Raw genomic sequence first — 13667 nt, 5'->3', positions numbered from 1 at the left:
GGCGGCGCGTTCGTGGGTATGGCGGCACCGTCGGCTACACCGGCGGCTCGACCGCCTCGACGAGAACCTCAAGCACATGCCGGTACGGCTGGCCGGTGGCCCGGCTCATGCCCATCTCGCAGGTGCGGTTGCAGGAGGCGTACGCGTCGTGGTCGCGCTGGTTGATCTCGGCGGCCTGCTTCGCGGTGGCGCCGGCGGTGACCTCGGGGTGCAGCAGCCCTCGGTCGCCGGCGAAGGCGCAGCACCCCCAACTGTCCGGCATGGTGACGGTGTCGGCGAGCGCCTGGGCCACCGTGCGCAGGTCGTCGATGCCGCCCAGGTGCACTGTGGAGCAGGTGGGGTGCAGGGCCAGCGAACCCAGTCGTCGGGGCTGCGGCAGCGCCGACAGGAGGTGCTCGGCGGTGAAGGTGACGCTGTCGACGACGCGCAGCGCGCCGTACCGTGCCTGGTCCTCCTCGGCCAGCGCGGCGGTCAGCTGGGTCAGCCCGTGCGTGCAGGATGACGCGTCGCACACGATGGGCAGGCGACCCTCGTCGCTGGCCGCCCAGAGCGCGGCCAGGGTCCGCTCGGCCATCTCCCGGTGGCCGGCGGGGTAGCCCTTGGACTGCCACGGGGTCCCGCAGCACAGGCCCGCCGTGCCGGCCGGTACGACGAGCGGCACCCCCGCCAGTTCGCACAGGCGCAGGAACGCCGTCGCCGAACCGCCGGACGGGCCGTCCTCGGGCGCGAAGAGGCTGCCCACGCAGGCCGCGAAGAACACCGCCTGGGCATCCGGTGCGGTGCGGGCTCCGGGGCGGGGTGCGCCGGCGCGCGGCATGTCGTCGCTCCACCGCGGCATGAGCTCGGTTCCGCCGAGCCCACGGATCATCCCGGTGGCGGCGCGGGTGACCGGTGTCGGCACCGCGTGCGCGGCGGTCAGCCCCACCCGGACGCCCGTCACGGCGGCCTGCCAGTGCTTCGCGGCGGTGCGGGCGGTGCGCTGGGCGCGAGGGCTGTGTCGCTCGGCGCGCAGCCGTTTCATCGCCGCCCCGGTGTCGATGCCGACCGGGCAGGCGGTGACGCAGAGGCTGTCCGTGGCGCAGCTGTCCACCGCGGCGTACTCGTAGTCGGCGGTCAGCTCCCGGCGGCGCTCCTCGTCGCCGGCGGCGGTGGCGAGGGCGATCTGCCGTTGCAGGACGATGCGCTGCCGGGGTGTGGTGGTGACGTCGGCGGTGGGGCAGACCGGCTCGCAGTAGCCACACTCGACGCAGGCGTCCAGCTCGGGGTCGACCGTCGGGACGGCCTTGAGTTGCCGCAGGTGCACGGTCGGGTCGTCGTTGAGCAGCACACCGGGGTTGAGTAGGCCGCTCGGGTCGCACAACCGCTTGAGTTCACGCATCACGTCGTACAGTTCGTCGCCGTACTGCCGGCGGACGAAGGGCGCCATGGCCCGACCGGTGCCGTGCTCCGCCTTGAGTGTCCCGCCCTCGGCGAGCACCAGGTCGACCATGTCGTCGGTGAACCGGGCGTAGCGGTCGATCTCGGCGGGGGTGTCGAAGGACTGGGTCAGCATGAAGTGCAGGTTGCCGTCGCGGGCGTGTCCGAAGATCACCGCGTCCGGGTAGCCGTGCCTGTCGAACAGGCGGATCAGCCCGTCGCAGGTGCCGGTCAGGCGTGGCATCGGCACCGCGACGTCCTCCAGCAGGGCCGTGGTGCCGGGCGGGCGGGCCCCGGCGACGGCGGTGTAGAGGCCCTTGCGCAGGTGCCACAGGTTGGCCCGTTCGCGTGGGTCGCGGGTCAGCTCGGTGCCGGTGACGGCCGGCAGCCGGTCGAGTACGGGCCGGGCGTCAGCCAGCGTCGCGGCCAACTGCTCCGCGCTGTCCTCGGCGAACTCCACCAGCAGCGCGGCGTGCCCGGTGACCGTCAGCCCGCGCAGGGCTGTGCTGGCACCCGGGTCGCGCTGGCTGACCCGCAGCGCGGCCGCGTCGAGCAGCTCGGCGGTACGGGCGCCGGCGGCGAGCAGCGCCGGCAGCGCGTCGGTGGCGTCGGTGAGACCGGGCAGGATCAGCAGGCCGGTGGCGGCGTGGCCGTGGATCTCGACGGTACGGAAGACGGCCTCGGCCACGAAGCCGAGCGTGCCCTCGCTGCCGATCATCAGGTGGGCGAGCATCTCGACCGGGGTGCTGTGGTCGAGCAGGGAGTTCAGCCCGTACCCCATGGTGTTCTTCATGGCGAACAGCCGCTCGATGGTGGCGCGCGACCCCGGCGTCGAGCGCACCCGGTCGCGCAGGCGCAGCAGCCCGGCGTGCAGCTCGGGCTCGTCGGCCCGCAGCCGGTCGTCGGCGTCGCGGGCGCCGGAGTCGACGACGGTGCCGGACGGGAGCACGAAGCGCAGCGACTCCATGGTGCGGTACGCGTTGTCGGTGGTGCCGCAGGTCATCCCGCTGGAATTGTTGGCGACCATGCCGCCCACAGTGCAGGCGGCCTCGCTGGCCGGATCCGGGCCGAGTCGGCGTCGGTAGCGGGCCAACCGGGCGTTGGCCTGCCGGATCGTCAGGCCCGGCTGGAGCCGGATGCGGCGGCCGTCGTCGAGGACCTCGGCGTGACGCCAGTCGGTGCGGACGTCGACCAGCACGCCCGCGCCGCCGGCCTGCCCGGCCAGGCTGGTACCGCCGCCGCGCAGGGTCAGCGGCACGCCGGCCTCGCGGGCGCCGGCCATCAGCGCCCCCACCTCGGCGGCCGAGGAGGCGCGGACCACGGCCTGCGGCTCGAACAGGTACGGCGAGGCGTCGTGTGCCGCCGCCAACCTCCGGGGCAGCTCGGCGCTGGCCCGGTTCGGATCGTCGAGACGCGAGCGCAGCAGTTCGGCGACCTCGCGGGCGCGAGCGCCGGCAGCGCTCGGCGGCGGCACGGGTACGACGGTGCTCATGGGCGGATCCTCCGAGAAGGGATGGTCAGTCGGCCACCGGAGATGCGACGACAAGCAACCGGGCGGGGGCGGTGCTGGCCGGAGCCGGCAGCCGCAGCGGCTGCCGGCCGGGGGTGATGCTGCCGAGCACCGAGGCGTGCCGCGCGCCGGTGCCCGAGGGCAGGGTGCCGGGCAGCCCGTGCACGGTCAGGTAGCCCAGCAGCGCGAAGGCCAGCGCCTCCTTGGCGTCCGACGCGATGCCCAGGTCGTCGCTGGAGGACAATTGGACGCCGGGCAGCTCGTCGGCGAGCATGCGCATCAGGGTCGGATTGTGTGCGCCGCCGCCGGAGACGACGAGCCGGGTGACGCCGTGGTCGCGGCAGGCGCCGGCCACAGTGACCGCCGTCAGCCGGGTGAGCGTGGCCAGCACGTCCTGCGGGTCCGGTGTGGGCGCGTCGGCGAGGGCGGCGAGCAGGTACGGCAGATGAAACAGCTCTTTCCCGGTGCTCTTCGGGCCGGGCAGCCGGTAGTACGGCTCGTCGAGCAGCCGCCGCAGCAGGTCCGGGTTCACCTGCCCGGCAGCCGCTCCGCGCCCGTCCCTGTCGTACTCCTCGGTGCCTCCGCTGAAGTGGCGGGCGGCGGCGTCGAGGAGTGCGTTCGCCGGTCCGGTGTCGAAGGCGAGTGGGTCCGCGTCCGGCGCGACGACAGTGATGTTGGCGATGCCGCCCAGGTTCAGCGCGGCCGGGATGCCGGGCAGGCCACCCAGCAGCAGTGTGTCGAAGAGGGCGACCAGGGGGGCGCCCTGGCCGCCGGCGGCCACGTCGCGGCTGCGCAGGTCGGCCACGACCGGAAGGCCGGTGGCCTCCGCTATCCAGGCCGGCTGACCCAGCTGGAGAGTGCCCCGAACCCTGCCGTCCTCCACCCAGTGATGCATCGTCTGCCCGTGCGACACGAGCAGGTCGGCGTTGCCGTCGCACAGCTGGGCGAGGGCCCCCGCGCCGGCCTCGGCGAAGGCCTGACCGATGCCGGTGTCCAGCACGCAGATCGCCTCGGTGGTGGTCGCCGCGGGCGGCAGAGCCGCGGCGATCTGCGTGCGCAACTCGTCCGAGTAGGGGTGGCTGAGCCGGCCCAGTGGTCGCATCCGCACTGTGTCGCCGCTGAGCTCGAACTCGGCCGCTGCGGCTTCGATGCCGTCGTAGGAGGTTCCGGACATCAGGCCGATCACGCGCATCACGTCCTCCTTCACGCCCGGCCGGCTGGCGCCGCCGCCGTGTCGTCGTCGACCTCGTCGGTACGTCCATGGTCGTACGGCGTCTCCGGGGCCGGGTGGAACCGGCTGGACACCGCGCCGACGACCAGGGTGATCAGGACGCCGATCGGGACCAGCCACTGGGCGGCGATGGCGGTGGCGGTGGTGGCTCCGGCCGTCGTCACATCGATCTTGACGTAGCGGACGATGTAGGTCATCACCGCCACGGTGACCAGGAAGGCGATCACCGCGTCCACCTGGTTGGCCCGCTTGACGAGACGGCCGAGCAGGAAGGCACCGAGCAACGCCCCGTAGGTGTAGCCGGCGATGGTCAGACCGGTCAGGTAGACGTTTCCGGTGCTGGAGCTGAACGCGCAGGCGAAGATCGCCATCAGCACCGCCCAGACCAGGGTCATCACCCGGGCGAGCCGGAGCATCGTGTCGTCGGACGGCACCGTGCGGAAGAAGCTGTGGATGAAGTCGGCGACAGTGGAGTTCGACATCGAGTTCAGCGCCGAGGACAAGGAGCCCATCGCGGCGCCGAGGATGCCGGCCACCAGCAGACCCGAGATGCCCACCGGCAGAGCGTGCAGGATGAAGCTCGGGTAGAGGTTGTCGCTGCTGGCCAGGCCGAGCTCCTTGAAGGTCTGACCCTTGTTGTACGACCACAGCAGCGCCCCGACCAGGGAGAACGCCGCGAACTGGATCACCACGAAGATGCCCGAGGAGATCATCGCCTTCTGTCCCTCGCGCAGCGTGCGGGTGGATAGGATGCGCTGCACGATCAGCTGGTCCGAGCCGTGGCTGGCCATCGCGAAGATCGCGCCACCGATGATGGCGGTCGGCAGGGCGAACGGGCTGGTGAGCACGTGCGCGAGGTTGAAGTTGGTGTCGAAGAGCTGGAACTTGCCGGCGTCCAGCGCCTGCGAGTAGCCGTCGAAGCCGACGGCGTGGCTGAGCACCGCGATGGCCAGGATGGCCCCGCCCAGGTACAGCCCCATCTGGATGGCGTCGGTCCAGATGACCGCCTTGATGCCACCGAGGTAGGTGTAGACCACAGTGATGAGCGTCAGGACGATGATGATCGCCTGATAGCCGACATTCAGCCCGAACTCGTCGAGAAGAAGCTTGATGGGGATGGCCGAGGCGAACAGCCGTACACCCTCGGCGAGCAGGCGGGTGAAGACGAACGTCACCGACGCCAGCCCTTGAAGTTTCAGGCCAAACCGCTCACCGAGGTACTGGTAGGCGCTGACGAACCCACCCCGCTTGTAGAGCGGGATGAGCACCGCTGCCACCACGACCCGACCAATGACGTAACCCAGGGCCAGCTCGACGTTGCCGAAGCCCTGACCGCTGTAGGCGCCGCCGGGAACACTGATCACGGTCAGAACGCTGGTCTCGGTGGCCACCACCGAGAACGAGACGGTCCACCAGGGCAGCCGACCCTCGCCCACGAAGTAGTCCTTGGCGGACTTCTGTTTACCGGACAGGCGTAGTCCGACGAAGGCGATCACCACGAGGTACAGCACGATCACGACGAGGTCGAGTTGACGCACGGCTCGCTCCCAACCAGCGGTTGTCAATAAGTGACGTTGGGCCAGCCTAACTCGAAACTTTTTGCCACCGCCGGTCCGGGCTGGTTACGCTGTGGTTTCAGCCTGCTGATACGGGGACTGTTCGCAGCTGCGCCCTCGGCCTGGCCGCGGCGGCGGGTCGCGAGACGCGCTCGACGACGAGCCGCCACCGGGCGACCGGAGACCTCTCCCCGCCGGCCGGCGACTGCACACCAGCGAGAGGAACGAGCACCCCGTGGACCTCAGCACCCTCGGCACCGAGACCCGCAACGACAAGACCGGCGACCTCGACCGGATGTCTCCCACCGAGTTGCTTCTCGCGATGAACGACGAGGACCAGACCGTCGCCGCCGCCGTCCGCCGGGCCGTGCCGGACATCGCCGCCGCCGTCGACGTCATCGTGGCCTCGCTCCGTCAGGGCGGACGGCTGATCTACCTCGGCGCGGGCACCAGCGGCCGGATCGGCATGCTCGACGCCGTCGAGATCCCACCCACCTTCGGCACGACGCCCGAGCGGGTCCTCGGTCTGCTCGCCGGCGGGGCACGAGCCTTCGGTGTCGCGGTCGAGGGCGCTGAGGACGACCCGACCCGCGCTGTCTCCGACCTCGACGCCGTCGGCCTGACCGCCCGCGACACTGTGGTCGGGCTCGCCGCCAGCGGCCGTACCCCGTACGTGGTCGGTGGGTTGGATCATGCCCGCGCGCTTGGCGCGGCGACCGTCTCGGTGGCCTGCAACACCGACGCGGTGACCAGCCGCCACGCCGACGTCGCCATCGAGGTGCCCACCGGCCCCGAGGTGCTGACCGGCTCCACCCGGCTCAAGGCCGGCACCGCCGAGAAGCTGGTCTGCAACATGCTCTCGACGGCCACGATGGCCCGGCTCGGCAAGGTCTACGGGAATCTGATGGTGGACATGAACGCCACCAACGAGAAGCTCGTCGACCGGGCGCGTCGGATCGTCGCCGACGCCGCCGACACCGATCTCGACACGGCCGCGAGGGCGCTCGCGGCGGCGCACGGACACGCCAAGACGGCCATCGTGCTGCTGCTGGCGAACTGCACCGCCGAAGAGGCCGCCGCTCGGCTGCGCGCCGCCGACGACGACGTACGGGCGGCCGTCGCGGCCTGATCCTCGGGTTCGCGGTGAGACCCTGATCCGGTCAGGGTGCTCGTCACCCGGTCGGACGTCAGGTCTCCAGGTCGAACGCGAACGTGCCCGCCTCAATGCGGTCGATGAGCTGACGGACATCGTCGGCCAGCTGGACGGCGTCCTCCCAACCGCCGCTGGTGATGTCGACCAGCAGCACCGGGGCGGGGTCACTGCGCAGGTCGAGGACGAGCTGCTCTCGGGAGCCGTCACCGCCGATGATGGCGATGCCAGGATGCGCGACGGTGGCCTCGTCCCACGCCTCATGCAGCTCTGACCGAACCGTGTCCAGGCCCGCGCAGCGGCTTGTGCCGGGGTGGTGATCTCGTCAGGTCGACGAAGCGCCCCCTCCCCAGCGGGCGGGGGGCGTAGTGGTGTGAGTTTATCGGTGTATACGGAACCCTTACGTGCTCCTCGTCGTGGGGGGTACTGGCCAGCTCGATCCGGGGGGACCGGTCCGGCGGGAGGTGGGCGAAGTCGGCGATGACGACGACATCCACCTCTCCGTCGATCATCGACTGCTCGATGGTCTCCCAGGGAGCCCGCATGACTCCTGCGAATCGGTAGGAGTTTCGACGGAGGTGGCTGAGACACCTCGCGACGACGGGCTCCGACGGCTCGATGTCGGCGGGGATCCAGATAACGGCGATTTCCATGAACCTCTCCTGATCAACGTCGTGGACGCGAGTGGGTGATCAGGAGTTGGCGGGGCGGAGGAGGGCCACGCTCGACGGGTCGGCTGGTAGCGCGCATGTCGACGGCGGTGACGGTGAGCCCTGCGCGCAGAGGCGAGGTGCGCGGCGGAGCTTCGGCCGTTGAGGTGGGTGGATCGGCGCCGCCGGCACCGACGCCGGTCGGTGCGGACGCGAGCGCCAGGACGAACGCCGGTGGCCCCGGTGCGGGCCGGGCGGGCGGGATGGGCCGCTGTCCGGTGACGGCGGCCACCGTCTTCCTCGCCTGCCTCGACGCCTCGCCGTCGGACGTGCCGTCCGCGCCGCCCCGGGACACCGTCGCCGGCACGGGCGTCTGCGGTGTCGGCGGTGGCTGCGAGTCGGCCCGTGCCTCCGGGGACTCCGAGGTGGACGGTGCCGGTGTGGCCTTGGGCGACGACGAGGGGGTCCCAGCCGGCCGACTTGGCCGGGCGGTGGAGGGCTTGGCTGACGGCGTCGGCACCGAAACTGGAACCGCCGACGGCAGGGGCAGCGGGTCCGTCGACGGTAGAGGCACGGGCACGGAGACGACAGCGGTCGGCAGGGGCAGGGGGACGGTCAGATCCACCTCGACCACGTCGGCCACCGAAACCTTGATGGCCTCCGGCGAGGTGGCGACCTCCACCAGTGGGAGCCGCGACGGCGACGGGGTGTCGGCGTGGGCGGGGTCGGCACCCAGAGCCGCGCCGAGCGCCACCGCGCCGAGCGCCACCGGGGGAAGGCTGTGCCTCAGCCGCATCAGACGCAGACTGCCGTCAGTGGGATCGCCAGCCCTACCTGGCCCGGGTCACCGGTTCGGTGCTGCTGGCCGTGCGGATGCCCCGCGCACCCTGCAGTTCCCTCCATGGGCGGGTTCTTGCCCGAGGGGACTGAGGGCTACACCTTCTGTCGATATCCGGTGAGCGATGTGGGCAGATCGGGAGCGCATCCGGCTGGTTCACACCCGTGCCTCGGCGGGTGTCGGCGTGGCGTCGAGCGGCAGGTCACGCATCCGGCGGATCGGCGTCGACAGGTAGATGATCGGGGACAGCACGGTGAGCGCCCCGAAGATCAGCAGGGTGGTACGGGCACCGAGGGGCCCGGCCAGGATGCCGGCGAGCAGGCCGCCGACCGGGATCGCACCCCAGGAGACGAACTTGACCGTGGCGATCACCCTGGACAACAGATCCGGCGGGCTGGCGATCATGCGGTACGTACGGGTGGTCACGCTGAGCACCACGTTGGAACTCGCGAAGATGAGGTTTCCGACGGCGAAGGCCACGAACGCGGCGGTGCCGGTGCCCAGCGGGATGATGAGCGCGCCGGCCACACCGACGAAGGCCGCGATGATGAGGCCGCGGGCGGTGCCGAACCGATCGGTGAAGCGGGTCGTCAACGCCGCGCCGATGAGCGCACCGAGGCCGTCGGCGGCGATCAACAGCCCGACCATGAGCGGCGGTGCGTGCAGCTCACGCACCAGGTAGAACGGGAACAGGGCGAGCATGCCACCGTTGACGAAGTTCGTCGCGGTGGCGTCCCACATGGCCGGTCTGATGATCGGGTGCCCGATCACGAAGTGCCAGCCCTCGCGGATCATCGTGGTCATCGGCGGCCGCTCGACCGGTCGCTGCACCCGCCGGGCCGGCAGGGTGCGCAGCAACGTGGCGGAGAGCAGGTAGCTGACGGCGTCCACGAACAGCGTCGGCACGGCGCCCAGCACCTGCACCGCGAGACCGCCCAGGGATGGCCCGCCCAGCGAGGTGGCGGCGTGCGTGCCGGAGGTGAGGCTGTTGCGGGCCTGCAACTGCGCGGCCGGCACGATCTCCGGCAGGAAGGTCTGGTTCGCCACGTCGAACAGCACGTTGGCGAAGCTCACCACCAGGGCGACAGCGATCAGCTGGGCCACCGTCAGCATGTCGAACCACCAGGCCAGCGGGACCGACGCGATGGCGAGGGCCCGGACCAGATCCAGGGCGACCTGCATGCCGCGCAGCGGCAGACGCTGCACGATCACGCCCGCCGGCAGGCTGATCAGGAGGTACGCCAGATAGCCCGCCGCCGTGATCAGACCCATCTCGAAGGCCGACGCGTGGAGCACTGTCAACGCGGTCAGCGGTAGGGCCAGCGCGCCGACCGCCGAGCCGAGTTGGCTGGTCGTGCCGGCGACCCACCACCGCCAGAATGCAGTAAGTCTCATAATGGAACTCACTATAGGGTCCGGCGCGCGGGCGGTCGACCCCGTGTATCCGGGTGGTCATCGGCGGGCGGTCGGCGTCATCGGCGAGCCGGTCGGACCCGACGTTTCACACTCGCGTGACGGGTATCCAGGCGTACCAGTGCGACCTGCGGTAACAGCTTCACGGAGTGAGGGGGCACCTGTCATGCCTGATCCACAGCCCACGCTCGTGCTCGTGCACGGCGCATTCGCCGAGTCGGCGAGCTGGAACGGTGTGCTCGAGCGGCTGGGCGCCGGGTACGACTCGGTGGCCGTCGCGAACCCCCTGCGCAGCGTGGCGGGCGACGCCGCGTACGTGCAGGATGTCGTGCGGGGGATCGGCGGTCCGGTCGTCCTCGTCGGCCACTCGTACGGCGGCATGGTGATCACGCAGGCCGCAGCCGGCGACACCTCGGTGCGGGCCCTCGTGTACGTCAACGCCTTCGCCCCGGACACCGGTGAGTCGGCGCTGGCGCTGTCCGCGAAGTTTCCCGGCAGCACCCTCGCCGACACGCTGGTGCAGTACCCGGTGTCGACCGGTGGGAACGAGGTGGCGATCGGCCAGGAGCAGTACCACGCCCAGTTCTGCGCGGACGCGTCGGACGACATGGCCGCGCTGATGGCCCGGACCCAGCGGCCGATCACCGAACAGGGCCTGGGCGACAAGCTCACCGGCGACCCCGCCTGGCGATCGCTGCCCAGTTGGTTCGTGTTCGGCGACGCCGACAAGAACATCCCCGCCGAGGCGCACCGCTTCATGGCGGAGCGGGCCAACCCCCGTGGGCAGCGCGAGGTCGTCGGCGGGTCGCACGCGATGGCGGTGGCCCGGCCGAGCGAGGTCGCCGAGACGATCATCGAGGCGGTTCGGGGCGTGAGCTGACGGTTCGGACGGACAGCCGGTGGTGGGCCAGCGACGAGAGGTCGCCGGCCCACCCCTGCCTGCTTGCCTAGCGGACCCGCAGCTGCTGGTGAACCGCAGCGGTGGGGGCGTGGGCCGCGTCACCGGAGTAGGCGACGTGCACCGGGTACACCCCTGCGGGCAGCCCGGCGGTCGGCAGCTCGACGACGGCCGTGCCACCACGGAGGGCAACCACCCGGGTGGTGCCGCCGAAGGTGACGGCCACCTCGCCGGTCACCTTCGGAGCCTTCGGGTGCGGCGACTGGGCCCGGACGTCGACGGTCAGCGTGAACGTGCCACCGCGAACGACCGAGGCCGGCGTGGCCTTCGCCTTGACCGCAACCCGTCCCGGGCCCGGAGGCGTCAGGGTGATCCGGGCCGAGCGCGACTTGGACGGGTCGACCACCGACGTCGCCACGACGGTCAGCGACGACGCGGTCTCCGCTGCGGCGACCGAGAGCAGACCCTCCGCGGAGATGCTGGTGTCGGTGGAGGTCACTCCCTGCACCGACCACGTCACCGCCGGGCTCACACCCTCGTTGGTCGTCACCTGGGCGGTGAACTGCCTTTCCCAGTTCCAACCCTTCGTCAGGTTCACCGTCGCGGGCGTCACCGACACGGAGTCGACCCCCGACCACAGGTGATCCCGGGCGAAGATCGTGAACAGCTGGCCCGCCGTCATCCCGTCGTGCGCGCCGGGGACCTGGGTCGTCGCGGCGGCGTATCCCCGGGCCCGGAAGTTGTCCGCGATGGCGTTCTGGGCGTTGAGGTTGCCCTCGAAGACGCCGTTGCCGAGGAAGACCGAGAGATCGTCGTCCCCGACCGCGTTCGCGATGGTGTCGTAGTCCTGGGTGGTGAGCGACGGGTTACCCGAGAAGTGTCCGTAGAACGCGAAGGTGGTCGGGTAGTTCTTGATGACGACGCCGCCCGTCATCCCGCCGTACGAGAACCCCGCGTAGGCCCGCCCGGAGCGCTCGGTCGAGACGTTGTAGCTGCTCTCGACGAGGGGCAGGATCGTCTGGACCAGGTTGTTGGCCGCGTTGGTCTGGTTGTAGGACGCGAAGCCGAGGCTGGTGCCCGTGAAGTGGTTGCCCATGGTGACGACCACTGTCGGCTCGATCTCGCCCCTGGCCGTCATGTTGTCCAGGATGTTCGGGACGTTCGCGGGCACCATGAAGTCGGTCTCGTCGCCGAAGATGCCGTGGGCGAGGTACGCGACCTTGTACGGCTCCGCGCGGTTGGCGTCGTAGTTGGCCGGCAGGTAGACGCCGAGGTAGTGGCCACTGTCGCCAAGGATCGTGGTGTACGGGACGTACCTGACGGTTCCTCGCTTAGCGCGGTCGGCCACCGGCAACTCGTAGTCCGCACGCGCCTTCAGCACCGGGTCGTTCTGCTTCTTGGCGTACGGCACGTGGACGGCATCGAGGACGTCGTTGTTCCTGACCCGGAACGAGGCGTCGCCCGGCGGCCGAGGGTTCGTCGAGGCGGGGTCCCAGATGCGCTTGTTCTCCCAGCCCTGCGTCGGGTCCCAGACGCGGTACCAGTAGCTGAGACCGCCGGCGTGCAGCGGGACCGAGACCGACCAGTTCCCCTTCGGATCCCTGGTCATGTCCCGGAGGAACTCCGTGCCGCCCGCGTGATAGCGCCCCGGCTGCCATTCTTCCGGCTGGTAGCGGGTGGTGCCGGTGCCGACGTCGAGCAGCGTCAGGTCCCCGGCGAGGCGGACCTGGGTGGCCTGCGGATTGCGGTAGACGAACGTGACGGTGTATCCGGTCGGTGAGTTGCGGTCCGCCTTGACGGTCGCACCCGGCGCGGGCGCGGGCCTGCCGGCGGCGGCAGCCGGCGCGGGGACGACGGCCCCCGCAGCGAGCGCCGTGAACGCGAGAATCGAGATCGCAAGCCGGAGCCTGCGTCTTCCGGTCGTTTCCCTCATGCGCGAAGACTCCTTTGTGGTGGTGGTTCGTCGCGGTCTGGTCCGGTGTGGGGAGTTGAGGGCTCCGATGGTCGCTAAATCGAATTAGCATCGGGAGTGTGGCTGGGAACCCCTTTCGATGTCAAGGGTGTCCAGGGCTCGGGCGGGCGACGGCAGGAGGTCCGCTACGGCGACCCGGCGGCCGGGGAGGACTGACCTCCAACCCGCACCGCGGGGTGCCGGCCCCGCCAAGGTGGAGTCGATCATGTGCGTCGCCTGGCGAGCTGCGGCCCGCGCCGTTCCCCTGGTGTGCTCCGTCACGCCGGTGGGCATGGTCAGGAGGTTGGGACGCCGCCAGGCGGCTGCTAATGTCGAGATTGTTGCGGCCGCAAATTTATCAGCGGCAACTACTTTGGGAAGGATGCCTCCGATGACCAAGCTCTCCGTCATCTACTACTCGTCCACCGGCACTCTGCACGCCATGGCCAAGCGCCTCGCCGAGGCTGGCGAGAAGGCTGGCGCCGAGGTGCGTCTGCGTCAGGTTCCGGAGCTCGCCCCGGCCGAGGCCATCGCCTCCAACGCCGCCTGGAGCCAGCACTTCGACGCCACCAAGGACGAGGCGAAGGCGACCGCCGACGACGTCGTCTGGGCGGACGCGGTGCTGTTCGGCACGCCCACCCGTTACGGCAACGTCGCCAGCCAGCTCAAGCAGTTCCTCGACACCCTCGGTCCGCAGTGGGCGCAGGGCCAGCTCGCCAACAAGGTGTACGCCGGCTTCACCGCCTCCATGACCGCGCACGGCGGCCAGGAGTCGACCCTTCTCGCGCTCTACAACACCATCCACCACTTCGGGGGTCTGGTCGTCGCCCCGGGTTACACCGACCCGCTGAAGTTCGCCGACGGCAACCCGTACGGCGTCTCGCATGTCACCGGCGGCAGCAACGACGCCCCGCTGGGCGACGCCCAGTTCGCCGCGCTCGACCACATGGCCGAGCGGGTCGTCACGATCGCCGGGAAGCTCAACGCCTGAGTGCTGACGCCCGCCCGGACGCGGGTGCTCAGCTGGGCGAGGGCCGGTCTCCCAGGACGGGAG

At 70.8% G+C, this 13667-nt stretch carries 10 protein-coding genes; 3 read left to right on the top strand and 7 right to left on the bottom strand.

Annotated elements, in window-relative coordinates; genetic code table 11:
- Positions 1-34 precede the first annotated feature (34 nt).
- Genes AB0B48_RS26920 through AB0B48_RS26910 form a run of 3 tightly spaced genes read right to left on the bottom strand, consistent with a single transcriptional unit; the run spans position 35 to position 5695 of the window.
- Complete coding sequence (locus tag AB0B48_RS26920) at positions 35-2908, bottom strand: FAD-binding and (Fe-S)-binding domain-containing protein (protein WP_357206392.1); 2874 nt, start codon at positions 2906-2908, stop codon at positions 35-37.
- 25 nt (positions 2909-2933) lie between these two features.
- Positions 2934-4118 (bottom strand): anhydro-N-acetylmuramic acid kinase, encoded by a 1185-nt coding sequence (locus AB0B48_RS26915; RefSeq protein ID WP_357206390.1) that lies wholly within the window; start codon positions 4116-4118, stop codon positions 2934-2936.
- Between the two features lie 11 nt (positions 4119-4129).
- Positions 4130-5695 (bottom strand): sodium:solute symporter, encoded by a 1566-nt coding sequence (locus tag AB0B48_RS26910; protein WP_357206388.1) that lies wholly within the window; start codon positions 5693-5695, stop codon positions 4130-4132.
- 253 nt (positions 5696-5948) lie between these two features.
- Here AB0B48_RS26910 and murQ point away from each other — a divergent pair, with 253 nt between their 5' ends.
- Positions 5949-6842 carry an N-acetylmuramic acid 6-phosphate etherase gene (gene murQ / locus AB0B48_RS26905; protein WP_357206386.1) on the top strand — a complete coding sequence of 298 codons (894 nt, stop codon included), beginning with the start codon at positions 5949-5951 and terminating at the stop codon, positions 6840-6842.
- A gap of 281 nt (positions 6843-7123) precedes the next feature.
- Here the strand turns inward: murQ and AB0B48_RS26900 are convergent, their stop codons facing one another.
- The 3 genes from AB0B48_RS26900 to AB0B48_RS26890 form a co-directional block, all read right to left on the bottom strand.
- Positions 7124-7516 (bottom strand): hypothetical protein, encoded by a 393-nt coding sequence (locus AB0B48_RS26900; RefSeq protein ID WP_357206384.1) that lies wholly within the window; start codon positions 7514-7516, stop codon positions 7124-7126.
- 13 nt (positions 7517-7529) lie between these two features.
- Positions 7530-8309 (bottom strand): hypothetical protein, encoded by a 780-nt coding sequence (locus AB0B48_RS26895; protein ID WP_357206382.1) that lies wholly within the window; start codon positions 8307-8309, stop codon positions 7530-7532.
- Between the two features lie 198 nt (positions 8310-8507).
- The gene (locus AB0B48_RS26890) at positions 8508-9746 is read right to left on the bottom strand and encodes an MFS transporter (protein WP_357206381.1); all 1239 of its coding nucleotides are present in this window, start codon (positions 9744-9746) and stop codon (positions 8508-8510) included.
- A 184-nt stretch (positions 9747-9930) separates the two neighbouring features.
- On the opposite strand from AB0B48_RS26890, the gene AB0B48_RS26885 reads away from it, so the two are divergent.
- A complete protein-coding gene (locus AB0B48_RS26885; RefSeq protein ID WP_357206379.1) occupies positions 9931-10644 on the top strand; it encodes an alpha/beta hydrolase in 714 nt (237 codons plus the stop codon).
- A gap of 67 nt (positions 10645-10711) precedes the next feature.
- Here the strand turns inward: AB0B48_RS26885 and AB0B48_RS26880 are convergent, their stop codons facing one another.
- Positions 10712-12595 carry an alpha/beta hydrolase-fold protein gene (locus AB0B48_RS26880; RefSeq protein WP_357206378.1) on the bottom strand — a complete coding sequence of 628 codons (1884 nt, stop codon included), beginning with the start codon at positions 12593-12595 and terminating at the stop codon, positions 10712-10714.
- Positions 12596-13004: 409 nt separating this feature from the next.
- Between AB0B48_RS26880 and wrbA the strand changes: the two genes are divergently transcribed.
- Positions 13005-13604 carry an NAD(P)H:quinone oxidoreductase gene (gene wrbA, locus AB0B48_RS26875; protein WP_355006269.1) on the top strand — a complete coding sequence of 200 codons (600 nt, stop codon included), beginning with the start codon at positions 13005-13007 and terminating at the stop codon, positions 13602-13604.
- Positions 13605-13667: the final 63 nt, after the last annotated feature.

Source organism: Micromonospora sp. NPDC049089, assembly GCF_040648775.1.
Lineage (GTDB): Bacteria > Actinomycetota > Actinomycetes > Mycobacteriales > Micromonosporaceae > Micromonospora.
Note: the sequence above shows the minus strand (reverse complement) of the source record. Positions and strands in the feature narration are given on the sequence as shown.